The following is a 24246-nucleotide window of genomic DNA, read 5'->3' on the forward strand; positions in this document are numbered from 1 at the left end:
TAACTGGCAGGCAGGGGCATTGCCTATGGAGAAGGGTGAAAAAGGCTTCACAGTTGTGAAGAAGTTCTCAGCGGGAACAACAGTAAAATACAAGTTCATCGTAGACGGAAGCTGGACAACAGACCTTAAGGCTCCGGACTTCGTAGACGATGGCTTTGGTGGAAAAAACTCATGCGGTGACCTCGATGCACTCGCAGGCGGCGGAGACACAGCTCCAAAATCTGGCCTCAAATTCCTTACATGGACAATGTTCGGTGGTCAGGCTAAGTTCCTTACAGACGATGATGCAGCAAATGAACTTGACAAAGGTTTGGAATCAGCTGGTGTAAACCTCAAGTCATACATCAAAGTTACAGGAAACGCTCTTCCAAATGTTCCGATGTATCTTGAAGTCGCTGTAGCTGAGCAGGACACATTTGATAACATCTACAAACAGGACACACTTAAAGCAAAAGACGGAAGCAAGAACTTCGGTTCAGGACTTCTTTTTGCTCCTGTTCACACATTGAACGGTGAAAAAACAGAGGGAACATATCTCGGACACTTCAAGTTCGGTATCGACACACAGTATGTTTCATGGCAGACAGGCTATAAATATGCAAAACTCCCACCACACTCAATCAACGGATGGACAACAGTAGATAAGGAATGGGAAGCTGGTTATAAAGCTGCTGGTGGTTACAACTACTTCGAGCTTGGCCCTGCTTTGCAGAACCTCGGACCTCTTCAGGTTAAGGCTGGTCTCTCACCAAACAAAACTGCTGACCGTGCTGGTAATCAGTTTGGATTCTTCGGATGGGTCAACCTCTTCGCAGGTCCAGCACTCAACTTCGACTTCCAGTACAACACTGCGCTCGGAAAGACTTACGACACAATTTTCGGACACTGCTACGAGCAGGACTTCATCGTCGGTTACAAAGGTATCTTCGGACCACTTACTCTTACAACTAACTACCTCATGAACCGCTATGGCGATGGCGACCTCGTAAAAATCGATGGCGTAACTTATGTTGCTAAATACACACCAGCTGCAAGCGATGTCGGCTCTGTATCAGCTTATGAGAGCGGACTTACAAACATGGCAGGAAATGCTCAGCTCGCTTATTCAGATGAGAACCTTCCTGTTGATGTAACACTCGGAGCAAGATTCCGTGGTGCACAGGCAAGCATGATGTATGTTGAGGATGGTCCGGATGAGCACACAAACATCAGCGACAACCTCGGCAAAACAAACCATTGGCGTGCATGGCTCGACACTAAATTCTACGCAACAGATGCAATCACATTTGGTCTCATTGGCCGCTACACAACAGCTTTGGATAAAAAAGAAGAGAATGGCAAACTCAAGTTCAAGACTCCTTACAAAAACAAGGATACAGTTGAGTACGGCATCATTCCTTCTGTAGAAGTTGATTTCGAGGAACTCCTTTTCGTTCCTTCAAAACTCCGCCTCTATGGAAATATGTCTTACTTCACAGAAAAAGAAGACAAAAAACAGAATGCACTCGGAACTGATCAGTTCGTAATCAACGCAATTGGTCTCGGATATGACCACAACTTCAACGGTGATGTCCTCAAGACAGGAAAGGCAATGTACTGTTTCGACAATACAGATTCTGATTACCTCTTCAACACATTGCTCACACAGTTCGACCTTGCAAATGACTGGGGCGTTCAGGGTGGTTTCGGTATCCGCTCAAAGAACAAGGATTCAACACAGGAGAATCCAAAAAATCCGTTCGGCTTCTACATCGGCGGCTTCAAGAAACTTTCTGTCCTTGCAAAACCAACAGCTTACATGCAGTTCATGTATGCTATGGACCCATACCAGAAGTTTGGCGACGGCCCGACAGGTTACAGACTTTCTACAGACTATGACTATGCTACAAAGGACGGCGTTTCTAAATACAAGAATAACTATGCAATCCGCATGGGTCTCCAGTGGGACATCTAAGGCTAGGAATGGAGGAAAACTGATATGAAAAAATTTATTTTTGGCCTTTTGGCACTGATCTCGCTTGCCCTCACATTCACAGGCTGTGAAATGACTTATGGTGAGGATAAATACCAGCCTTTGGTACAGTGGTTCGCTCCTCATACAGGCGACACTGGCGATTGGATTAATCCTGGCGAAGACAAAACTGTAATGAAATACAATTCTGCAACAGGAAAATATGAAATCGAGATTGAGACTGGCAGAAAAAATGTCGGTATCACACTCTGTACTGATACAAACTACGGCAACCAGCGTCATTGGGATCATGCAGATGCCAAAACACAGGCTAACTTCAACTGGAAAGACGATTTTGGTAACAAGCAGCTCGTAATCAAGAATGCTGGAAAGTATCTTGTTGCGATTGACCCTGGTACTTTGGTTTGGTCTGTTACCGCAGAATAAGGAGGAGACAGATGAAAAAATTAACAAGATTTATCGCAGGTTTTTCTGCAGCCGCTGCCCTTCTTTTGGGAGTAGGCTGTACTAATCAGGCTGATTATGTTGAGGACAATACAGCACGAAACGCATGTAATATCGAAGGTTTGTATGTTGAAGGCCTGGACAAAGCTTATGACGGCAATGTCTTTGAGCTTCATGCAGTTGTCGTAAATGAAAAGGGTGAGGCTAAGTCTATAACAGAAGCTTCTGATGGAAAAGTTACTGATGATACAGTGGCTATCCTCACAGGTACTGTTGCTGATTCTTACACAAAAGACAGCAAGACTGTCGGCCACAAGTCTGGAACAATCTACAAGACTAGTGCAGACAACAAAAGACTCTTTGACGGCGATTCAATGGCTGTTGCATACCAGCGTTCACAGATTGCGGCTGGCAAAACAGGTACTGACATCAAGACATTCGCAGCAGGAACTCTTGAGTTCTACCTCAAAGTCGGAAACGATTATGTATTCGGAACCAAAAAGAATTCTGCTGGCAATATTGTGCCTTTGACACAGAAACTCAGCATCCCGACAAGCCCGGCTGGAACAAGCGATGCAGCTCTCCAGTCACGATGGGTTAAGGTAGTGATTGCAAACGGCGTTCCTACAGCAACTCTCGAAAAGAAAGTTGATGAGCCTGTTAATGTAACATTGGCTTGCATTAGCCTTGATCTTCTTCCAAAAACAGAGGCTGAAATTGAAGCTCTTGCTGGCGTTGAAATTAAAAAAACAGCAAAGGCTGGAACTAACCAGAAGTTCACTGTCACAATTACAGGTCTTGAGTCTAACAACGGAATTGATGTCGTATTTGGTGGTGCTGATATTAGCGATACGGATACAGGAACATTCAAAGATGATTGGTATGACACTACAAAACATAAAAAGACTATCACTGATGGTAAGGTATCATTTGAATTCTACGGAAAAGCTGTAAACGGCGGAAATATCGGTGGATGGAATCGAACATACACTGCTGCTGGGGCTGGTCCTGAGATTGTTATTGCATCAGTAAATGAGAAAAAACAGGATGGTCCTCGTCTTCTTACATCACCAACAAGCCGTGAAGGAAATACAAAAAGTACGAACTTTATGTTCCCTGCATATTGTATCGGTGATTTTGATGTTGAGCTTACAATTGACAAATCTAAACTTGATTCAACTTCTGTAACACAGGCTGACCCAGTTGTAGCTGCGGCTGAAATCAAAATCAATGCGATTTATGTTGCAAATCTTGCAAGTGCGACAGAAACAAGCAAATATTATTTGACAGCTTCGGATGACCCAACTTCAAGTCGTAAATTCCTAGCAAACGAGAAGAATGGCACTTTAAAAGAACTCCTTGAAAAATGGAGTCCAGCAGATGCAGCAGCTTTTGCTTGTGCAGAGAAGGGCTTGGCCTATACATTCGCAGAAACTGTAAATGTCAAACCTGGTCAGTCAACATTCGTTCTCGGTTTCCGTGCTGTGCCTCCAAAAGCAACTGATACTGATGCAGATTCGTATGATTGGGATAATAATGTGGCATTTGAGACTCCAACTCTTCTTACAGAAAGCTATGCTGATGGAAAAGAGTACACCTTGTATGCTGACGCTGTAACTGGCGTAATCAACCTTATTGAGACATCTAAGGTAAATTTTGGAGCTTTCCCATTGAATATCTCAAAGATTTATCTCAAAGGTTTTGCAAATAATGTGCCTGGTGATGCGACTGCTGCTAATCCTGTAAAACCGACAATTGCTGGTGCTTTCAATAACTGTGGAAATAAGGGTACGGACAATTCTAATGCCTGTCCGGATGTAATTGGAACTTATGATGCTGCAACTGTTACATGGACATATGATTATGCATCATGGAAGACAACAAATTCTAGCAACGAAAATCTGAAAGGGGCATTCCCAGGGGCTGAGTTTAAATTCCGCAATAATTCTGCATGGAAAGATGATTTCGGTGTTGATGGCAAAAATGCTAAATGGCCTGTAGTTGTAGGATTGCCGGTTGATATTACTTGTACATATAAAGATGGTAATATCACTGTTACTTGGACAAAAGCTAACTAATACTAATTAAATCTGCTTCCCCGCACAGTCTTGCGGGAAATATCTGACGGTTCATAGCACACGCTATGAGCCGTCATGTTTTGTTCTTTGAAAAAACATGTTAAATCATTGTCAATACATTCTTATATAGAAGTTTTTTGCTTGATGTCTTCTTTCAATAAATCTGGCGATATCCCTAAATCAGCACAAGCTTGCTCTAGCGGTATATTGTATTTTTCTATAAGAAGTTTCGCTGCTTCTATGGATTTCTCCAGTGCCCCTTCTTCTTTCCCGATTTCCATCATATCGTAATCGTGCAAATTCATAGACATATACTCCGTTTTGTTGGCTTCGGCTTGTTTCGCCTGTAGTATAAGCGCATTGATTCTGTCGGTGAAAGAATCGCTTGGGGTTCCAGAGCTTATGAAGCGAAGAAATGCCTTCAATTCTTCATCCGGTTCATTCTCATACGCACTAACATTATAAATCAGCTTGTGAGATTTGTCATTAAGCTCGACATCGGCATTTTCGAGGCAAATATTTTTGAAAGTGTAGACTGACAAATCAGAGTCATCGAACGGCGAATTCTTGCAGATGAAAATGACATAGCTCTCATCAAGTTCTTTGTATTTTTTCCCCTTCATCAAGTCATCAATGTCTAGCATACTCTGATAATAACGCATTCGCTTTCCGATTGCATCGAATCTTGCGGTCTGCATTTCGATGTCAAAAATTTTATCGCTGTCCTTTACATAGACATCTAGGCGAACGCCTTTGCTCGTGTAGTACGGTGCGATTTCTTTCTGCAGTTCTGGGTATTCGATGCGCGCGACTTTGATTTTCAGAAGTCGCTCGATTACACCAGCACAAATCTCTGGATTGTGCATGATTTTCTTGAACATGAAATCGTCGCTGAATTCAAGTTCCTCGAAAGGCTTGAAGCTGTAAGTTCTTTTTGTGTTTGTCATAAATACTCCTTGTAGGCTCACGATTTCCTACATATAAGTATTTCCAAAATTTTTGCATTTTTGGCAACGCGATTTGAAAAAAGTCAGAATAATTCAAGAAATAGTAAATTATCAGGCATTTGTGAAGTGGTCTCATCCTACATTCTTGCCTGTTTATATATAAAAAGGAGGAAAAAATGAAAAAAATTAGATTCTTTAAAGTCCTGCCACTTGTTATGGCAGCGGCTCTTTCTTTTGGGCTTGTAGCCTGTAAGAATACTGCAGATGATGACAGCTCCCCTGTTGTTTCAGGCGGAAACGCTGGTAGCGGAGCAGGGCAGAGCGGAACTACGCCCGGTGCTGTCGGTGAGCTTCCCGACATTGTTTTAAAATGTTCAGAACTTGCTAAGACAATGAACGAAAATGATGTAATTCTCTTCTATTATAAAGATGGTGAGAGTTATACAAGCAAAACTGTTTTTAACTGGACTACATCTGGTGATGTGAATAAGACAGTCAATTTTGATGTGGACTCTTCATCAAACATTGCTTATGCTAATTTTACCAGTGCAAAATCTTCTCTTACTTCTGAAATGCAGTCTGCTATTGACAGCGGAACTGATTTCAAATTTATCATCAAACCTAAGACATCATGGGATGGCCAGACTCCTGATACAGTTTTCCCGCTCAGCTCAGGAAAGAAAGTTATGTACTATAACGGAAATGTTTATGTTATCCGTGAGAACATGAAGTGCATTCTTTCTGCAAGTGCGGAAACTGCTACGACAATCAAGGCACAGCTTTCTGTATCTTACGGACTGGAACTTTCTGCTTCGGCAAATGGATTTAGTTTTTCTGCTGCGGACGGAACTCCAATCTCTGTTTCCGATGTTGTAAACTATGATGCGAAAAATGACCGATCAAAGAATAAGGCGACGAATCTTCTCATAACACTTTCTTCTCCGATAGATGCCACAAAAGAATCTTGGACTTTAAAACATGAGATTTTCGGTGAAAAAGCTGTCGCGACAACAGGCATTCTTGCGAGTGCGCTTAGTGATTACACTTATTCCGGTGATGATTTGGGGCTTACACTTAATGGAACAAATGCAACTTTCAAAATTTGGGCACCAACGGCCTCAAGTGTCAAACTTCGTCTTTATGCGAGCGTAAATGATATCGGAACTTATTCTTCTGAAGCTGTTGCAAAAAAAGTCGCAGGAGCAACTACCGACGAGACTTTGAAGGGAACTCCGATTAATGGTTATCCGAAGCCGATGGACCGTGGCGAGAAAGGTGTCTGGTCTTTGGCAAATGTCGATGTGAGCGGCGCAAAATACTACAAGTATGAGATTACAGTCGCTGACAAAACTTATTATGTCTGTGATATTAACGCAAAGTGTGCAAGCCCGGACTCTATCGCGGCTCAGATTGTTGACATCAATTCTAATACAAATGCAGTAGTAACAGGAACTCGTGATACAGCATGGGGAACTCAGAATGGTTATTACAACCCGTTCGGAGGTACAAAATACAATGATGCCGTAATTTACGAGATGCACATCCGAGACTGGAGCCGTGCCGTAAACTCAACTTCAACAGGAAAATTCACGGAACTTGCTGACGACGAAATCATCAATCATCTCAAAGATTTGGGAATCACACATGTTCAGATTCTCCCTATGTTCGACTATGCTCAGGTCAATGCGGACGAGAATTATAACTGGGGCTACAATCCTTACCATTATAATGTTCCGGAAGGTCGATATGTTGATTATTATTCAGCAAATCCAGACGGAACCGCTGCCGTTGCTCAGATGAGAACTATGATTTCAAAACTCCACGATGCTGGAATCGCCGTAATTATGGATGTGGTTTACAATCATACTAGCGGAACTGGTACAGGCTCCCTCTATGACTCGACAGTTCCTTACTATTATTACCGCATGAAATCAGACGGAAGTTATTCCAATGGTTCTGGCTGTGGCAACGAGACTAACAGTGCTGCCCCAATGTTCAAAAAATACATGATCGACTCTCTCAAACACTGGATGCTTGACTATCATATTAATGGATTCCGATTTGACCTCATGGGGTTGCATGAGCAGGAGACCATGAAAGAAATCTACGATACTCTTAAGCAGATTGATCAAAAAGTTATGGTTTACGGCGAGCCATGGACTGGCGGAACAAGTCTTGTGAATAACAGTGCGACTGTGGTCGTGGCTTCTGGAGATTCTGGTTATGGTGCATTTGAGGACGGATTCCGAAATACTGTCAAGGGATCTGAATTCGGTGGTTTTGAAGTAGGTCAGGTTCAAGGTGTTAATTCTGACACTGCAATTATCAATGGTTTGAAATGTGTGAATACAGGTCATAACAAAACTGGAATTACTGGACTTTCAATTCATTATGTTGAGTGTCATGATAATTTTACTTTGTATGACAAACTAGTTTATTCTTTGAAGCTTAATGACACACAGGCAGCTGATAGAAATGGAAAGATTGCTACTGCATGGCCGTCTGAGCCAATAAATGCTGGTGATTTGGCAACAATAAAGAAACAGGACAAACTTGCTGCGGCTTATGTTCTTCTTTCACAGGGAACTCCGTTCCTTAATGGTGGACAGGAGTTCTTGAGGACAAAGAAAGGCAATCCTGACAGCTATGCGGCGGATAAAAAAGGTGGTATTACCTGGACAAATGGTTCCGGAGTTTACAATATTGATGATGTAAATACTATTGATTTATCTTTCAAAAATACTGGTAAATATGATGATGTTTACAACACCTACAAAGGCTTGATTGCTCTCAGAAAATCTGCAAAAGCATTTACAGATCCAGTTTCATGCAATGCTGAAAAGTTAAAGGATGGCGTTGTCAAATATACTTGCAATGGTTCTAACGGAAATTATGTTGTCTATTTTAATGGTACTAAGACTCTTTATAATACAGAAAAATATCAGGAAAATGGCAAAAAAGTTGTTATTAATGAAAGTTCTGGTGAAGTGACAGAGGGGGATAATGTTGTTGCTGGTGAGACCCCGCTTTATCTTCCTGCAACTTCATTCCAAATCATCAAGATCAACTAGCGGAGGACGATATGAAAAAACTTATTTCAACTAAAATCCTTCTTGCATTGACTGGAACTGTGTTACTTTCTTCTGCATTGCTTTCCTGCAAAAAGGAAGAGGATGAAGATCCTGTTGTCGTTGCTCCTGCTTCCACAAAAGCATGGGCAACTTCCGACATTCCCGATGATTATTCCGTGAATTCTGATTTCTGGGATAACGCGAGCGTGTATTTCGTTCTCATAGACCGTTTTTATAACGGCAACACTTCGAATGATACTTCTTATGGAAGAGAAAAAGGCTCTCCATCAGCAAAGGCCGATGCAGGAAAATTCTTCGGCGGAGACATAAAGGGCTTAACCGACAAACTTGATTATCTTGAGTCTCTTGGCGTGAACGCAATATGGATTAGCTGTCCGTACGAGCAGATTCATGGATGGTGTGTCGGCGGCTCAAATGAGTTCAAGTATTATCCTTATCATGGTTACTACGCGATGGATTATACCAATATTGATGCAAATATTGGTACAAAGGAAGAATTTACGGCTTTCGTGGATGCGGCTCATGCAAAAGGAATCCGTGTCGTTATGGATGTGGTCATGAATCATCCTGGCTACAACACGATTGAGGATGCTGTTCATTTATATCCTGATGTTATGACTTCAAGTTATGTCCATGGAAATACTACTATCACTTTGAACAAGTACCATGACTACATCAAATATGGCGCTGATTTCCATGGCTGGGATGACTGGTGGGGCGGTTCATGGATTCGTGCCGGCCTTTGCTCTCATTACAAGACTGGTAGCGGAGATCTGACCGGCTCTTGTGGTGGCTCACTTCCTGATTTCATTACTGAAGGAGACAAGGCAGTCTCATTGCCTAAATTCCTTAAAACAAAGCACACCGATGCGATGAAGGACTTCTATCCGACTGAAGGCTATGAGGTCGTGAAATTCGAGGAGAAAAGCGGCTACACAGTGCGCGATTATCTCATTTACTGGCTCTCGTCATGGGTGCGTGAGTTCGGAATTGACGGTTTCCGCTGTGATACGGCAAAGCATGTAGAAAAAGAAAGCTGGAAGCAGTTGAAGGTTGCCTGTGTTCAGGCTCTTCGTGACTGGAAAAAAGCTAATCCTGACAAAGTTATTGCTAATTCTGGCGATTTCTGGATGACTGGTGAGCATTTTGGTCATGGAGTTTCAAAAGATGCTTACTATACGAACGGCGGTTTCAATTCCATGATAAACTTTGATTTCCGTGCGGCGGCAGGAAGTGCAGTCTCAAATCCTTCTTCTATTGAATCTGTATATTCTGACTATGCCTCAAAAATCAACTCGGATTCTGGATTCAATGTCCTTAGCTACATTTCTTCTCATGATACTGGCAGCCAGGATCAGAAGGGCTTGTTCTATGGTGCTTATGCTTCAACTGTCGCTCAGCAAAAACTTGCTGGCTCGCTTCTTGCTATGTGTCCTGGCGCAATCCAGATTTACTATGGCGATGAAGCCGGTCGAAAAGATTCTTCAGCAACATTCGGCGGTGACAAAGATCAGAAAAATCGTTCACAGATGCCGTGGGCTGGTGACACCACATCATTGGGCTACAGTTTCGATTCAGAAATTCATGCTCACTGGACAAAAATGCTCAATTTCCGGAAAAAACATCCTGCTGTAGGCGGAGGCACTCACTCAAAAATCAATGTTGACAGCGGATATGCGTTCAGCCGTGTTCGTGAAAATGACAAAGTTGTCGTTGTCCTCGGAGCCAATGGCGGCAGCCTTGAGGTTGATGTCTCTTCAATCGGTGCAAGCAAGGTGAAAGATGCTTACACAGGGGCAGAGGCTGATGTAACAAACGGAAAGGCTGTTTTCAATGTTGGAACTGACGGTGTTCTTCTCATTGAAAAGTCTTAATTGTCTTAAAGTGTCGGAATTGTTAAAAATTATGACAAAAGGAACTTTATCGTGAAAAATTAGTGAAAATTTTTGACTCTTAGTGATATAAGTTTTATAGTTAAATTAGGAAAAAACAATACCTCCTTATGTATGTTTTTGGGGAAGGGGCACAGTTTGTGCCTTTTCCCTGCCTTTTGGAGTCGTTATGAAAATTACAGCTGTTAAAAAGATTCTTGCTACTCTCTCTTTTGCTTTCGCATTTTCAGCCATTTGTGCCGAAAGCGGTAAGCCGGGGTCTTTTCATGATGCTTCTCCTTCTCAGTTAAAAGATGTTCTTTCCGTTGATTCAAAAATAAAGCCGGGCGATGACGAGCTTGTAATCTACTATGTCCGAAACGATAAAAATTATGGTCCTTGGGCACTTTGGCTCTGGGCTGTTCCGGGTGGCGACGGTACTGCAAACTGGCCATACACTCAAAACTGGCAGGAGTCAGACGGCGTTGCTTATATGCGCTTCCATCTTGACGGTTCTGACACTGGCGGAAACAAACTTGTTTCTTCTGAAGGCACTGTCGGGCTTATTGTTCGTCAGGACGGTGACTGGATAAAGGACGGCAATGATGACCGTATCTGGAACATTGCTACATCAAAAAAAATCGCCATTTTCTCTGGTGATCAGAATACTTATGCGGCTCTTCCTTACAAACCGTCAATCACAAAGGCAGAGCTTACTTCTCAAAATGAAATCTCACTTTCTCTTTCTGGAGCTTATGGCCTCGGCTCAAATTCTTCTGGCTTCGTTGTCAGCAAAAACGGCAGTGCGCTTCAAATTTCAAAAGTTTCAAACGCGGACTCAAAAAATCCGGAGGATAATATGGCAGAAAATGTAAAAATCACTTTGGCTGATAAGGTTGACCCAAGCGACAACCTCACTGTGTCAAATGCTGATTTCCAGGGGGAAGCCAAAGTAAATTCTCTCAAGCTTTCTCTTTCCCTTGCAATGGAAACGATTCCACCTGCCGATACGGTTCTTGGTGCGGTGTACAGCAAGGGTTCCGCTTCTTTCAAGTTGTGGGCGCCGACATCTTCAAAGGCTGTCGTAAATCTTTACAAAAAAGACAATGCTACGGTTCCGGACTTCACTGTAAGCATGGAAAAGAATTCTTCTACAGGCGTGTGGTCAGCAAGTTTCGGCAAGGTTGATCCGGACGGTTTCTTCTATGACTTCACATTGACTAATTCAAAGGGGACTGTGACGGTTCTCGATCCTTATGCACGCTCTATGGCCGCTTATAAAAATGACGGAACTGTTGGGCGCGGGGCAATCGTTGATTTGAGCAGCCCGAAATCTCTTCCTGCTGGCGGTATGACTGGCGATTATTATCCTCTTGAAAAGCGTGAGGATGCGGTGATTTATGAGATGTCTGTCCGTGACTTCACAATCAGCGAAGATTCCGGCGTAAAAGCAGAGAAGGGCACTTACAAGGCTTTCATCGAAAAGATTCCTTATCTCAAGGAACTTGGAATCACTCATGTCCAGCTCATGCCTGTGCTCAATTTCTTCTATAATAATGAGACTAACCGTGAATACGATGACCGAGGTGTTGTAGCAAACAGCAACTATAACTGGGGATATGACCCTCACAATTATTTTACACCAGAAGGCTGGTATGCCACAGATCCTTCGGATCCTTATTGCAGGGTTCGTGAGCTCCGTGAGCTTATTAATGAATGTCACAAGGCAGGCTTGGGGGTTCTTCTTGATGTAGTTTACAATCACATGGCGACAACCCAATTCCTTGATGACATCGTTCCGGGCTATTATTTCCGAATGAATGACAACGGCCGTTTCACTGCTAACTCTGGATGCGGCAACGACACTGCTACAGAACATGCTATGATGGCAAAAATCGTAAGGGATTCTACGGAGCACTGGGTTCGTGAGTACAAGGCTGATGGTTTCCGATTCGACCTCATGGGGCTCATGGAAGCTCAGAGCGTTGAGAATGCTTATTCTGCCTGCGCAAAGGTAAATCCTCATGTCCTTTTTGTTGGTGAGGGCTGGCGCATGTACAACGGAGAAAAAGGCACTGTCGGAATGGATCAGGGCTACATGAGAAAGACTGACCATGTTGCGGTCTTCAATGACGAGCTTCGTGATTTGCTTAAGGCCGGAGGTTTCAATGAGGCCGGGCTTGGTCTTATCACTGGCAAGGAAACAAATGGCTTGGATTTGCTCCGCAGCATTACAGGAAATCCGCGTTCTTATGGTACGAATCAGCCTGGCGCAAATATCCAGTACATGACATGTCATGATGGTCTTACTCTTCATGATTTGATAGCGCATAATGTCGGTTTAAAAGAAGAAAATGCAAAGGATAAGGCTGAGATAATCAAAAGAATCAAGCTCGGCAATCTTCTTGCGCTTACGGCACAGGGAATCGGCTTCCTTCATGGCGGTCAGGAGCGTGGCCGGACTAAGCCGAATGTCAATGGCGCAACACAGGAATGTGTCGGAAAATTCGTCCGCAACAGTTACGATTCAAGCGATAATATCAACCAGATTATCTGGACTTTGGACAAGGATTATCAGTCAGTTCTTGATTATACGAAAGGGCTGATTGCAATCCGGCGCGGCAACACTGCATTCCGCATTGCTGATTCAAAAAAGATAAAAGAAAACACGGTTTTGCTTTCCGATGACCAGAACAAATCGCTCGTATTCGCTTACAGAATCGAGAATGATGACGGTGACTGGATTATCGCTGCCAATGCGAGCCGAAAAAAGACTGTCATTAAATCTGACATAACCCTGAAGGGTGCTGAGGTTCTGGCAGATGGTGAAAAAGCCGGAACAACGCCGATTTCTTCTCCTTCTGGAGTCAAGGTCGGTGGTAAAAAAATCACATTGGAGCCTCTTACGGCTGCAATCATTCACATTAAGTAAAAAACGGCAGTTTGCCGTAGAAATAGATAGGAGGAATTAAAAATGAAAAAAATTGTTTGTGCTGCTGTTGCCCTTGCGATGTTGGCTCCGCTCAATATGTTTGCGGCAAGAAACGCACGCTCAAAAAAATCATCAGGCAAAGTTACTATTAAAGTTTGGGAATCTGACGATTCTGCAAGAAAGTATGTCGAGTGGGCTGCCAAAGAGTTCATGAAGACTCACAAAAATGTAAAAATCGAGTATGAGCATGTTGAATCAACAGATGCTCGTGCAAAAATTGAACTTGACGGACCTGCTGGAGTAGGTGCTGATGTTTTCGTTGCACCACACGATCATATTGGTGCATTGGTCAATGGTGGACATGTAGCTGAAAACAAAAATTCAAGCTATATCGGTCAGTTCGTAAATGCGGCTCAGGTTGCATCAACATATAATGGAAAAGTTTACGGCTATCCAATCGGAATCGAAACTTACGCTCTCTTCTATAACAAGGACTTGATTAAGAACCCGCCAAAAACTTGGGAAGAAATCATCGAGTTCTCAAAATCTTTCAACAACGAGTCTGAGCGCAAATACGCTTTGGTTTGGCCAGTTGCTGATGGTTACTATGACTATATGTTCATGAGCTCTTACGGTGCACAGCTCTTCGGCCCAAATGGCAATGACCGCAAGCAGCACAACATCAACAGCGAAGAGGCTGTAAAAGGTCTCCAGTATTTCCAGAGCCTCCGCAAGAAGCTCCTCAATGTTCCTTCTGCTGATATGACAGGCGATTTCTGTGATTCTTCTTTCACTTCTGGAAAAGCTGCAATGCTCATTACTGGTCCATGGAAGATTGAACAGCTCACACGCCTCAAGATGAACTTCGGTATCGCTCCTCTTCCTGCTTTCCCAGGAATGTCTCAGCCTGCTACATCATTCTCAGGCGTTCGCCTTGCTTTCGTAAGCTCATATTCAGAGCATCCTACAGAAGCAGCAGAATTCGCTGACTTCCTCACTCAGAAAGCTAACCTCGAAAAACGATTCGAGCTCACAAAACAGATTCCACCTCGCAAGGATATCAAGACAAATGATCCTTTGAGCAACGGAATCCTTGAGCAGACAAAATACGCTATTCCAATGCCAACTATCCCACAGATGAACACTTACTGGTCTGCAATGGGTGCGGCTTATGCCGGAATTTGGGACGGCGATGATGTCGTAAAAGATTTGAACGGTGCTGCTGCCGCAATGGACAGTGCTAAATAACCATTAATTTATTAATTTGCCCTGAGCATCAGTCTTTTTGATTGATGCTCAGGTTTTATTTAAAATTGTGCAGGGAGTGAAACATGAGCACTACAGATACAGTTAATGAGAATCAGAAAATTGACCCCCGGCTGCCACAGAAGGCTATGCGAGCTTCCTGTTGTTACATGGGCTTGGGGCAGTTTGCCGTCCTCAAACAGCGTTTTCGCGGTACACTTCTGATGTTGTTTGAGGCTTATGTCCTCATTGATATTATTCTCGGAATTTTTGATGTCTACATACCGGGCGAATTTTTCGATTCGATTTATTATGAAGGTAGCAATTTCCTTCTAAAAGCATTGAACGGTATGCTTTTCTTCTTCTTGGATTTTGTAAATCTTGTTTTTTGCAATAATACGATAATCGCTGGTCTTACTGGCCTCGTGACTCTCGGTGATCCTCATCCTGAGCTGCCTGTTGCTGAGCGCGACCACTCAATCTTCATGATGATTAACGGTCTTATCGTTGTTATTCTCCTTGCGATTTTCATCTTTATGTATGTTTCGACGATTTTCTCTGCGCGCCGTGACGGTGAAAAGATTGTCGCAAAAAACAGATTCCCTACAAGACAGCAGACAAGAAATGACATGTCTCAGAATTCATTCCCTATTATGGGTGTTGCTCCTGCCGTAATTATGATGCTGTTCTTCACTGTCATGCCTCTCTTGTTCTCGGCTCTCGTCGCTTTCACTAACTATTCTTCTCCTGACCATATTCCGCCTAACAATCTCGTTGACTGGGTAGGATTTGAGAACTTCAAGACAATGTTCTCTTCTTCTTCTCAGACAGGCAACGGCGAATGGCTCAAGGCTTTTGGTCATGTAGCAACATGGACGCTCACATGGGCTGTTTTTGCTACTTTCACATGTTTCTTTGTCGGATTCTTCTTCTCCGTAGTCCTTTTGGACAAACGAATCAAGCTCCCTCAGATTTACCGCACGATTTTCATCCTGCCTTATGCCATTCCTCAGATGCTTTCGCTCTTTGTCTGGGCGAACCTCTTGAACGGCACTATGGGCCCGATAAATGTAATGCTCCATTCAATCGGAATGAAGGCCGTTCCATGGCTTTCTGATCCTAACATGGCTAAAGTCACCCTTATCCTTGTAAATATCTGGATTGGCTTCCCGTATTCAATGGTTCTCGTCACATCATCTATGACGGCGATTTCAAACTCACTTTATGAGGCCGCGGGAATTGACGGTGCAAGCCGATGGCAGCAGTTCCGCTCAATCACTCTCCCGATGGTAATGTATCAGCTCAAGCCGAACCTCATCATGCAGTTTGCGGGAAACATCAACAGTTTCGGTGCAATCTTCTTCCTTACAGGCGGCGGCCCTTCACTCAAGATTGGAGGCGGTGCAGATGCGCTCAACCTCAGCATTGCGACTCAGGCAGGAAGTACGGACAACTTGATTACATGGATTTACAAACTCACCATGAACTCAAACCAGTACAACCTCGCTTCAGTTCTGTCAATCCTCGTATTTGTCGTTCTTGTTCCGTTCGGATTGTATAACTTTATGCGAACCAAATCATTCAAAGAAGGAGAGATATAATGAACAGCAGATTCAGATTCAGCGGGAGCGGCGTATCGCTCACGATTTTGAAAGTCATTTTGATTCTTCAGGCTATCCTGATTCTTTATCCTGTCGCCTTTACTGTCAGTGCGGCTTTCATCTCAGAGAACTCCCTTTCGGCTGTAGGAACCGTGCCTTTTTCAAAGCCTTTCTCACTCATGCAGTTCCGAAGGCTGTTTACGGAGACAAATTACGGCCACTGGTTCTTCAATACTCTTAAAATTGCCTGCATGAACACTGTAATCACGGTTTTCGTATGCAGTTTCACGGGTTACATCTTCTCACGCTTCTGGTTTCCGTTCAAGAAGACCGTCATGGCCTCCATGCTCGTTCTCCAAATGTTCCCGGGCTTTATCGGAATGGTTGCGGTCTATGTCCTTTTGTGGAAAATCAATGCCCTCAACACTCTCTGGGGCCTGGTTCTTGTCTATGCGACAGGAAGCATTCCATACAACGCATGGCTCATGAAGGGCTATTTCGATACAGTTTCAAAAGATATCGCTGAGGCGGCATACATTGACGGAGCTACGCCTTTCAAGGCATTCGTCAAGGTCGTAATTCCTACCGCCCGCCCTCAGATTGTATTCCTTGCCCTCACAAGCTTCACCGGTCCGTGGATGGACTTCATCTTCCCTAAACTGGTATTGCGAAGTGACGACAAAAAGACTCTCGCTGTCGGCTTGTACGAGCTTATCAACGGCCGTTCAAACGACAACTTCACAATGTTCGCTGCGGGTGCAATTCTGGTCGCAATTCCTTTCGTAATTTTCTTCGTAATGGGACAGAAATCACTCCTCATGTCTCTCGCAGGCACTGGAGGAAAAGAGTAATGAAGAAAATCAGATTTTTAAGAAACGCGACATTCGGCCTTGTTTCTCTGGCTTCCCTCGGATTCTTAAGTTGTGGAAGCACTGCCAAGGTCGCAGATGCCTCTCGCGATCTTGCTCCTGTTGTCAGGACGGCAAAGGGAGCAAAACAGGGCGTTTATTACAGCCTTTTCGTCCGTTCTTTCGCAGACAGCAATGGAGACGGAATTGGTGATTTCAACGGAATCATTCAGAAACTTGATTACCTCAACGATGGTGATGACAATACGACAACCGATTTGGGAATCACCGGAATCTGGCTCCTGCCGATTTTCCCAAGCCAGTCATATCACGGTTATGATGTCGATGATTATTATGCCGTCAATCCTGACTACGGTACAATGGAAGATTTTGAGCGACTTTTGAAGGAATGTGACAAGCGCGGAATATCTGTCATCATCGATATGACTTGCAACCATTCTTCAAGATATACCGAGTGGTTCCAGGCAGGAAGAGATCCGTCAGATCCTCATCATACATGGTACCGCTGGATTAAGGCTGATGACAAACGATACAACATCAACCAGCAGATGTGGGGTCATAAAGTCTGGAATGAGGACAAAAAATACACAGGAAACTATTATTCAGGCCTTTTCGTGCCTGACATGCCTGACTTTAACCTTGACAGCCCGGAAGTTCGTGCTGAATTCAAAAAAATCATGAAATTCTGGTTCGACAAAGGCGTTTCCGGCTTCCGTTATGATGCTGCCTGCCATGTATACAACAGCGCAAAGACTCCGGCCGGAACTGATTCTGTCAAGCAGGGTGTCGCATGGTGGAAGGAACTTACTGACTACAACAAAAGCGTAAAACCTGACTGCTACAATGTCGGCGAGGTCTGGGAAAACAATTCCATTCGTGCGCGTTATATTGCAGGTCTCGGTTCTGACTTTCATTTTGACATGGGAAACAGAATCCTTGATATGGTAAAGTCCGGTGATGACGGCAACAATTCCTTCGCAAATGGAATGCAGGCTGAATATGAAAAGCTTGCTGAGTCAAATCCTGATTATATTGATGCTCCTTTCCTTTCAAATCATGACGAGCCTCGCGCTGCAGGTATTCTTCGCGGGGACTATGATATGTGCAAGGTTGCGGCAAGCCTTTATATGCTCACGGAAGGAGTTCCGTTCATGTATTACGGCGAGGAAATTGCCATGAGAAGCGGAACAGATGATCCATCAAAGCGCACTCCAATGCTCTGGAATATTGTCAGCTCAAATGGTAAGACTAAGGATAAGCTTCAGACAACCTGGTCTGAGTCTCGCTACAACATGAAGACAGTTTCTGTTGCTGAGCAGGAAAAAGATCCTGATTCTCTCCTTCAGTATTACAAACGCCTGATTCGTCTCAGGACATCTCACCCGGCTTTGTATGCCGGACGATTCAAGGCTGTAAGCACTGGAAACGATTCTGTTTCATCATGGCAGATGAAGAGCGATGAGGAGACTGCTTTCGTAATGATTAATGTTTCTGCATCGCCTGTAGAAATTGAAGTTCCTGCTGATTACAGGAATTTCAAGATGGCGTTCTGCTCAAACGGAATTGAGACTTCAATTGACGGAGCAGACGGAGCCATCACAAAAATCAAGCTCCCTGCCCGGTCAACAGTTGTCGTTTCAGATCTTAAATAAATTCTTCCTCATATTCAGGGGAGGCTTCGGCCTCTTCTGGATGATTCTTTTCCCAAATATAATCCGGGTCAATAATTATTTCCTTTGCCTTTGCAGGGTCAAATTGCCTGTATTTTGATGGCGGCAATCCTTTATATCGTCGGAAAATTTTCGTAAAATAACTGAAATCATTGAAGCCGCACTGCATTGCTATGTCCAGAAGCTTTTCGTCTGTCTCGCGGAGAAGGGTACATGCCCTGTTTACGCGGAACCAGTTGAGGTATTCGATAGGCGTGTGGTCTGTGTTTTCCTTAAAGAGACGGCAGAAATACTTTGGTGACAGCGAAACTGAGTCGGCCATCTGCTGCAATGTGATTTCCTTTGCGTAATCCTTGCGAATCATATTGAGGACGCTGCTTATCTGATCTGTGCGTACGACTTTGTTTTTTTGGAGAAGAAGATTCTTTTTGCGGTAAAGGTGTTCTTTTTTGAGCAGACCGAAGAAAATCATGAGCCAGCCCGTGGCAATGAGGTCGTAAGCTTCGCTTTTTGTCTTAAGAACCTCAAGAGCCTTGCTGAGTGCATCGAGAATAGCCGGATGCTTTGAACTGATGTGATTATCAAGAATAATATTTCCGTTGAGAATGTCCGTGAAAAAAGTATCTGGACTATAGCTATGGAGACGAAGCATATCGATGTCAAAAACAATTGACTCATAGAGAGCCATGCCCTTGTCCTGAGCGTCACCATGAACGACATCCTTCGGAATTATGCAAATATCATTTTTGTTGAGCTTTATTTCCTTGTCTTCAACAAAAATATTATAGTTGCCTGTGATGATATGGATAATCTCAAACTCATTATGCCAATGAAGAGGCAGATCATAGTGAGCATCAGTTGTGTTGCACATGCTGTACTGCACGGGAAACACAATAGTTCCCCGCTGAAAACTCTCTTTATAAGCCTGGTTCTTTGTTACAACGGGTGTATTTGTCATATTTTAAATATATCATTCTATTTTTTTTAAGTCAAAAAAATTCTTTTGAATAATTCTGATTTTTTTAATTTTATTTTTACTTTTTGAGCATCAAGTAACCGCCTGGAAGGAGATTTCTGTTGTCCTCAAAATGTCGTGACAGAAGGACTGTCTTGTTCTCTGCGTCAAATTCGCCTTTGAGAGCGAAAGTCGTTCTTCCGAAATTGAAGAAGCAGAGAATTTTTTCGCCACTCTCGCTGTCATTCTTTTCGATTATTACGACCCTGTGCTTTCCAAGAAGATCATTCGGGGCATATTTGAATGAGAATTCATCGCTTCGCAAAGATGCGTGCTCCCTTCTGAGGTGGACGAGTTTCCGCATGAAGAGGAAAGCGTCGTCGAACTTGCCCTTCTTGATTTCCTTCCATGGCATGCATCTTCGGCAGTCCGGGTCTTCTCCGCCTGGAAGAAGAATTTCCGTGCCGTAATACATGCAGGCCGCTCCTGGAAGAGCAAGAATGAGCGCGAACTGAAGCAGAGTTCCGTCCGTGTTGCCGCTTGTGCGTGAGATAAGGCGGATTGTGTCATGGCTGTCCATCTGGTTGATGAGAACCCGCTCCGTTTGTCTTGTGTACTGTGTGAGGCATTTGTTTAGGACTTCTTCAAGGAATCGTACATCCTTTTCCTGATGAGCCGCAAAGTGATAGATTGCCGTTCTCAGCGGATAATTGATTACCGAATCAAATTCCGGGCCACGGAGCCATGGCTGTGAGTTGTTCCAGATTTCTCCGACGATGAAAAAGTCCGGTTTTATTGCAAGCAGCCTTGCCCTTAGCTCGCGGCATAATTCATGGGAAAGTTCGTTTGCGACATCAAGGCGGATTGCATCGATGTCATATTTTTTTACCCAAGTCTCGCATACCGAGCAGATGTAATCGCGTACTTCAGGATTGTTCGTGTTGAGTTTAGGCATGAAGTCCGAGAATGCGAATGCGTAGAAATAGCCGTTAGCGGCGTTGTCGTTCGGAACATCCTTGAAGCCAAAGTCATTGATGAAGTACCAGTCTTTGTATTTTGAGTTTTCCCTGTTTTTTACGACATCCTGCCATGCGAAGAAATTCCAGCCTGAGTGATTGAAAACTCCGTCGAGCATGACATGCATTTTGTGTGCGTGGGCTTCTTTTACGAGCTTGATAAGTGTTTCCTCATCGCCGAATTCCGGGTCAATCTTGAGATAATCCGTGGTGTCGTATTTGTGCTGTGAGTCAGAAAGATTGATTGGATTGAGGTACAAGCCGTTTATGCCCAAATCATCGAGATACGGAATCCTTTCGATGATGCCTGAGAGGTTTCCGCCGTATTTTTCGTCATTTTTAACGACATGCTCGGAGTCTGCCCAGGGAAGCAGGTCTGGAATTGGAGGTGAATCGCTGCCACGGCAAAATCGAGCCGGGAAAATCTGATACCAGACAGTTTCTTCGGCCCATTTCGGTGGTTTTACGATGTCGGCTTCGTTCATCCATGGGAACATGAATGGGCTGGCCTCGTTCTGAGCTTCTATTTGCGCTTCTGAATAAAATCCGTCCTCGAAATAAAGCTTGACTTCTTCGCTTGAGTGAAGCTCAAAATAGTATTTGCATCGTTTGAATTCCGGGCGGACCGTTGTTGTCCAGAAAAGACCGTCTGGCAGCCTTCTGCAGGATTTTACAGGTACGCGCTCGCTTTTCCATGTCCATCGCCCCTGTTTTTGAATGCTCTGGAAAGGATCGCCCCAGATGAGAAATACAGCCGTAACTTCCGTTCCTGTCTCAATGCTTATTTGTAAATTGTCCTTGTCCAAAGGATAGCAGTATTTGTCATAAGAATTATGTTTAATAGCCGAGATGTCTATCATGGTTTTCCCCTAGTTTACTCTATATCGTTTTCGTTGATAATTATAAGGCATTATTTTAAAATGCGTTATGATTAAAGCCACTATTTTATATGACAAAAGTATCTTTTTTTTTGACTTATCTGGCTTCAATTGTGTATAAAATTTGTTTTTCTTTCCCCAAAATGTCCGAAGCGACAACCATGATTGAATTCTTGCCCTTGGTGATTGTTACCTCGCCCAAGAACTGACTTTCTTTGTCCGGGTACATGACTTTGACATCGTAGTTCTTTTTGCCTGTGACGCTGATTTTTCCGTTTTTCTCGGAGAGCGTGTCGTAAGAAAGTGCCTCCGCGACGGCACCGTTGATATAGACCGTAGTTTTGTAAGGCATTGCGATTTCCTGCCGCTCGCGGTAAAGCTGGTAGACTCCTGAAGGCATTGTCTTTACCGTTCCGAGGTCGTAGCTCACGCCTTTTTTGCTGATTGCCTTTACATCCTTTATTGTGAGCTGGAGTTCCTTGCCGATTCGTGGCATGAGAATTCGTGGATTGATGTAAGTGCGGTTTTTGGTGTCGAGAACCTGAAATTCAAGGCAGCCTTCGCCCTGCTGCCAGCCTGAGCTGCCGATTCCGCCGAAAACTGTGCCTGATTTGACATCGCTCATTTTGTAAAGTGAATCCAAATCCTGTGAGTCAAGGTTTGCGTAGACTGTGATGAGGTCATCTTTGTGCGCGAGAATTGCCGCATTGCCCAAAGTGCTTTCAAAAAGCTCGTCCTCGTCATGCTCTGAGATTATTGCAAGGACTTTTCCGTCGTCAGCGGCCTTTACTTCACGGCTTTCTGAAAATACAAGGGAAGTTCCGATTGTGCCGCCCCTGAGCTGACCGAAATATGAGAAAAATGAGTCGGAAAGAATTTCGTTCTGCGGCCAGTCAAATGCAAAAAGTGCGGGAACGCAAAGAGCCGGAATTATGAGTGAAGCGCAAATGCCAAAAATCAGTTTTTTCATTTTTATTCCCTTTTATTTGTGAATTATGTCAATTCGTGAGATTTTTCCGTCACGGCCGACGAAGAGCGAGTTGTCCTTGACGGCGATGCAGGCACTTTCTGCCTCGAATGAGAAGGAGCCTGAGAATGCGTCGAAAGATTCGATTGTCGAGACTGTGTAAGTTTTGCCTTCTTTGCTGAGGACGAAAATTTCGTTGCCGCTTTCTGATTCGAGAATTGAAAGGATTTTGCCCTTAATCGGAAGCTCTGTGTTCCTGAAATTCCTGCAGTTTACGATGCCGATTCCGTTCGCACTGTTGTAGAAGACCTTTTTTTCGTCACGGCTGAACTTTATGAGAACCTGACGGTTGAGTTCATTTGCCATTGATTTGTAGAATACGATTGAAGTGTGCGCCCCGTAGCTTGCGTCCGTCTTTTTGGAGATTACGAAACGCTGACCGCCCTGACCTGAGAGGGTTGCGATGTATTTTGAGCTGTCGGAAATGTCCGCGCCAAGGATGACCTCGTAGTTGCTGCCGCCCGGATTGTATTCCTGCGTGATGTTGCCGTCGTTGTCAAATCCGATGACTTTCCCGTCTGAAAATCCCGCTACGATACCTGTTTTTGAAGATGAGAATGCCGTGAGCGGAGTGAATCCCTCGTAAGTCCATGCAACCGAGCCGTCTTCGTTGAGCTTTGAGAAAGATGAGCCGCCAGGAAGGAAGATGAATTTGCGGTCTTTTGAGAAATAAGGGAAACCTGTTACTTGAATCTTACCGATTTCTGTTCCAGAAGGAGACTGAATCTGAATCTCTTCTGATGAAGTTCCGTAAAGGGCATAGAAGTCGTCCGAGATTGTAGCCTTGTATGGAAAAGTGATGTAGCTGAGGATTTTGCCGTCTTTTGTGAAATATCCGAGTGTCTGGCCGAGCTTGAATGAAACCGCCTCGTTGAAATCTTCGGGAAGCGGGGCTTCGTTCTCACTTTTTGTGTAGGATTCCAAATCAATTGTCCATACTGGAATAAACTGAATTTCCTGCGAGAGAGGCCTGGATGCAATTATGGCATATAAAATCACCAAAAAAATGAATATTGGCGCAATTATTTTTACATTTTTGTTCATACTATGTTATTATAGAGAATATTGACTTGTTGTTAAAGACTTTTCCAAAAACGAGGAGGCTGATTATTATGGAAAATATTGTCATTACAGAAGAAAAATTACTTGAGCTTTTTGACTTGGCGGTGCAGGCCTCAAAACTCTCTTATTCTCCGTACTCAAAATTCCCGGTCGGAGCCGCAATCCTGACTGGTGACGGAAGAATTTTCACAGGCTGCAATATTGAGAACCGTTCTTTCGGGCTTACGAACTGCGCTGAAAGGACTGCTATGTTCAATGCCGTGAGCGAGGGCGCGAGAAGAATCCTTGCGGTGGCAATCGCAACGCCAAAATCTGATTATCCTGTAGGCCCTTGCGGTGCATGCCGGCAGGTTCTTTCTGAATTTGGAGAGGGCAGCGTTCCTGTTCTTTTTGGGCCGAACGCTGACAATCTTGTTCATTCGACTTTGGGCGAGCTTTATCCTTTCGACAGTCTGCATGAACTTGCTGATTAAAATGTCGTTATATTCCAAAAAAAGCCTTGTATTTCTTGATTTTTACATCGGAATTATAATGCTTGACAAAATACCGCAAAGTTTGCAAAATATGTGCATAATTTCAATTAAAAG

The 24246-nt window shown here is 43.8% G+C and carries 16 protein-coding genes; 11 read left to right on the forward strand and 5 right to left on the reverse strand.

Features of this window, described 5'->3' with window-relative positions:
• The 3 genes from IJJ71_RS03640 to IJJ71_RS03650 form a co-directional block, all read left to right on the forward strand.
• The coding region (locus tag IJJ71_RS03640; protein WP_296845373.1) for an early set domain-containing protein at positions 1-1954 on the forward strand (1954 nt) is incomplete at its 5' end.
• 24 nt (positions 1955-1978) lie between these two features.
• Positions 1979-2398, forward strand: a complete 420-nt coding sequence (locus IJJ71_RS03645; RefSeq protein WP_296845374.1) for a hypothetical protein — start codon at positions 1979-1981, stop codon at positions 2396-2398.
• Between the two features lie 11 nt (positions 2399-2409).
• Positions 2410-4494, forward strand: coding sequence for a hypothetical protein (locus IJJ71_RS03650; protein ID WP_296845375.1), 2085 nt, complete (start codon positions 2410-2412; stop codon positions 4492-4494).
• A gap of 122 nt (positions 4495-4616) precedes the next feature.
• Here IJJ71_RS03650 and IJJ71_RS03655 read toward each other — a convergent pair whose 3' ends face one another.
• Complete coding sequence (locus tag IJJ71_RS03655; RefSeq protein ID WP_296845376.1) at positions 4617-5441, reverse strand: Rpn family recombination-promoting nuclease/putative transposase; 825 nt, start codon at positions 5439-5441, stop codon at positions 4617-4619.
• A 176-nt stretch (positions 5442-5617) separates the two neighbouring features.
• Here IJJ71_RS03655 and IJJ71_RS03660 point away from each other — a divergent pair, with 176 nt between their 5' ends.
• The 7 genes from IJJ71_RS03660 (at position 5618) to IJJ71_RS03690 (ending at position 18703) form a co-directional block, all read left to right on the forward strand.
• Positions 5618-8512, forward strand: a complete 2895-nt coding sequence (locus tag IJJ71_RS03660; protein WP_296845377.1) for an alpha-amylase family glycosyl hydrolase — start codon at positions 5618-5620, stop codon at positions 8510-8512.
• Positions 8513-8523: 11 nt separating this feature from the next.
• A complete protein-coding gene (locus IJJ71_RS03665) occupies positions 8524-10407 on the forward strand; it encodes an alpha-amylase family glycosyl hydrolase (protein WP_296845378.1) in 1884 nt (627 codons plus the stop codon).
• Between the two features lie 187 nt (positions 10408-10594).
• Positions 10595-13336 (forward strand): alpha-amylase family glycosyl hydrolase, encoded by a 2742-nt coding sequence (locus IJJ71_RS03670; RefSeq protein WP_296845379.1) that lies wholly within the window; start codon positions 10595-10597, stop codon positions 13334-13336.
• A gap of 42 nt (positions 13337-13378) precedes the next feature.
• On the forward strand, positions 13379-14584 hold the full coding sequence (locus IJJ71_RS03675; protein ID WP_296845380.1) for a sugar ABC transporter substrate-binding protein: 1206 nt from the start codon (positions 13379-13381) through the stop codon (positions 14582-14584).
• Between the two features lie 83 nt (positions 14585-14667).
• Positions 14668-16182, forward strand: coding sequence for a carbohydrate ABC transporter permease (locus tag IJJ71_RS03680; protein WP_296845381.1), 1515 nt, complete (start codon positions 14668-14670; stop codon positions 16180-16182).
• Positions 16182-17033, forward strand: coding sequence for a sugar ABC transporter permease (locus IJJ71_RS03685; RefSeq protein WP_296845382.1), 852 nt, complete (start codon positions 16182-16184; stop codon positions 17031-17033). The genes IJJ71_RS03680 and IJJ71_RS03685 overlap by 1 nt, the downstream gene beginning before the upstream one ends.
• Entirely contained in the window at positions 17033-18703 is a 1671-nt protein-coding gene (locus IJJ71_RS03690; RefSeq protein ID WP_296845383.1) for an alpha-amylase family glycosyl hydrolase, read from the forward strand. The genes IJJ71_RS03685 and IJJ71_RS03690 overlap by 1 nt, the downstream gene beginning before the upstream one ends.
• Here IJJ71_RS03690 and IJJ71_RS03695 read toward each other — a convergent pair.
• The 4 genes from IJJ71_RS03695 to IJJ71_RS03710 form a co-directional block, all read right to left on the reverse strand.
• Complete coding sequence (locus IJJ71_RS03695) at positions 18696-19679, reverse strand: AraC family transcriptional regulator (RefSeq protein ID WP_296845384.1); 984 nt, start codon at positions 19677-19679, stop codon at positions 18696-18698. The two genes, IJJ71_RS03690 and IJJ71_RS03695, sit on opposite strands and share 8 nt — an antisense overlap.
• A gap of 76 nt (positions 19680-19755) precedes the next feature.
• Entirely contained in the window at positions 19756-21552 is a 1797-nt protein-coding gene (locus IJJ71_RS03700) for a glycoside hydrolase family 13 protein (protein WP_296845385.1), read from the reverse strand.
• A 115-nt stretch (positions 21553-21667) separates the two neighbouring features.
• Complete coding sequence (locus IJJ71_RS03705; protein WP_296845386.1) at positions 21668-22540, reverse strand: M23 family metallopeptidase; 873 nt, start codon at positions 22538-22540, stop codon at positions 21668-21670.
• A gap of 12 nt (positions 22541-22552) precedes the next feature.
• Positions 22553-23641, reverse strand: coding sequence for a PQQ-binding-like beta-propeller repeat protein (locus tag IJJ71_RS03710; protein ID WP_296845387.1), 1089 nt, complete (start codon positions 23639-23641; stop codon positions 22553-22555).
• Positions 23642-23709: 68 nt separating this feature from the next.
• On the opposite strand from IJJ71_RS03710, the gene IJJ71_RS03715 reads away from it, so the two are divergent.
• Positions 23710-24132 (forward strand): cytidine deaminase, encoded by a 423-nt coding sequence (locus tag IJJ71_RS03715; RefSeq protein ID WP_296845388.1) that lies wholly within the window; start codon positions 23710-23712, stop codon positions 24130-24132.
• Positions 24133-24246 lie beyond the last annotated feature (114 nt).

Source organism: Treponema sp. (assembly GCF_017430385.1).
Classification (GTDB): domain Bacteria; phylum Spirochaetota; class Spirochaetia; order Treponematales; family Treponemataceae; genus Treponema_D.

Excerpts from the sequence above, each read along its gene's own strand:
- IJJ71_RS03700 (WP_296845385.1), bottom strand. The coding sequence starts at position 21,552 with ATGATAGACATCTCGGCTATTAAACATAATTCTTATGACAAATACTGC.
- IJJ71_RS03645 (WP_296845374.1), top strand. The coding sequence starts at position 1,979 with ATGAAAAAATTTATTTTTGGCCTTTTGGCACTGATCTCGCTTGCCCTC.
- IJJ71_RS03690 (WP_296845383.1), top strand. The coding sequence starts at position 17,033 with ATGAAGAAAATCAGATTTTTAAGAAACGCGACATTCGGCCTTGTTTCT.
- IJJ71_RS03670 (WP_296845379.1), top strand. The coding sequence starts at position 10,595 with ATGAAAATTACAGCTGTTAAAAAGATTCTTGCTACTCTCTCTTTTGCT.
- IJJ71_RS03680 (WP_296845381.1), top strand. The coding sequence starts at position 14,668 with ATGAGCACTACAGATACAGTTAATGAGAATCAGAAAATTGACCCCCGG.
- IJJ71_RS03710 (WP_296845387.1), bottom strand. The coding sequence starts at position 23,641 with ATGAACAAAAATGTAAAAATAATTGCGCCAATATTCATTTTTTTGGTG.
- IJJ71_RS03715 (WP_296845388.1), top strand. The coding sequence starts at position 23,710 with ATGGAAAATATTGTCATTACAGAAGAAAAATTACTTGAGCTTTTTGAC.
- IJJ71_RS03695 (WP_296845384.1), bottom strand. The coding sequence starts at position 19,679 with ATGACAAATACACCCGTTGTAACAAAGAACCAGGCTTATAAAGAGAGT.
- IJJ71_RS03665 (WP_296845378.1), top strand. The coding sequence starts at position 8,524 with ATGAAAAAACTTATTTCAACTAAAATCCTTCTTGCATTGACTGGAACT.
- IJJ71_RS03660 (WP_296845377.1), top strand. The coding sequence starts at position 5,618 with ATGAAAAAAATTAGATTCTTTAAAGTCCTGCCACTTGTTATGGCAGCG.
- IJJ71_RS03650 (WP_296845375.1), top strand. The coding sequence starts at position 2,410 with ATGAAAAAATTAACAAGATTTATCGCAGGTTTTTCTGCAGCCGCTGCC.
- IJJ71_RS03655 (WP_296845376.1), bottom strand. The coding sequence starts at position 5,441 with ATGACAAACACAAAAAGAACTTACAGCTTCAAGCCTTTCGAGGAACTT.
- IJJ71_RS03675 (WP_296845380.1), top strand. The coding sequence starts at position 13,379 with ATGAAAAAAATTGTTTGTGCTGCTGTTGCCCTTGCGATGTTGGCTCCG.
- IJJ71_RS03705 (WP_296845386.1), bottom strand. The coding sequence starts at position 22,540 with ATGAAAAAACTGATTTTTGGCATTTGCGCTTCACTCATAATTCCGGCT.
- IJJ71_RS03685 (WP_296845382.1), top strand. The coding sequence starts at position 16,182 with ATGAACAGCAGATTCAGATTCAGCGGGAGCGGCGTATCGCTCACGATT.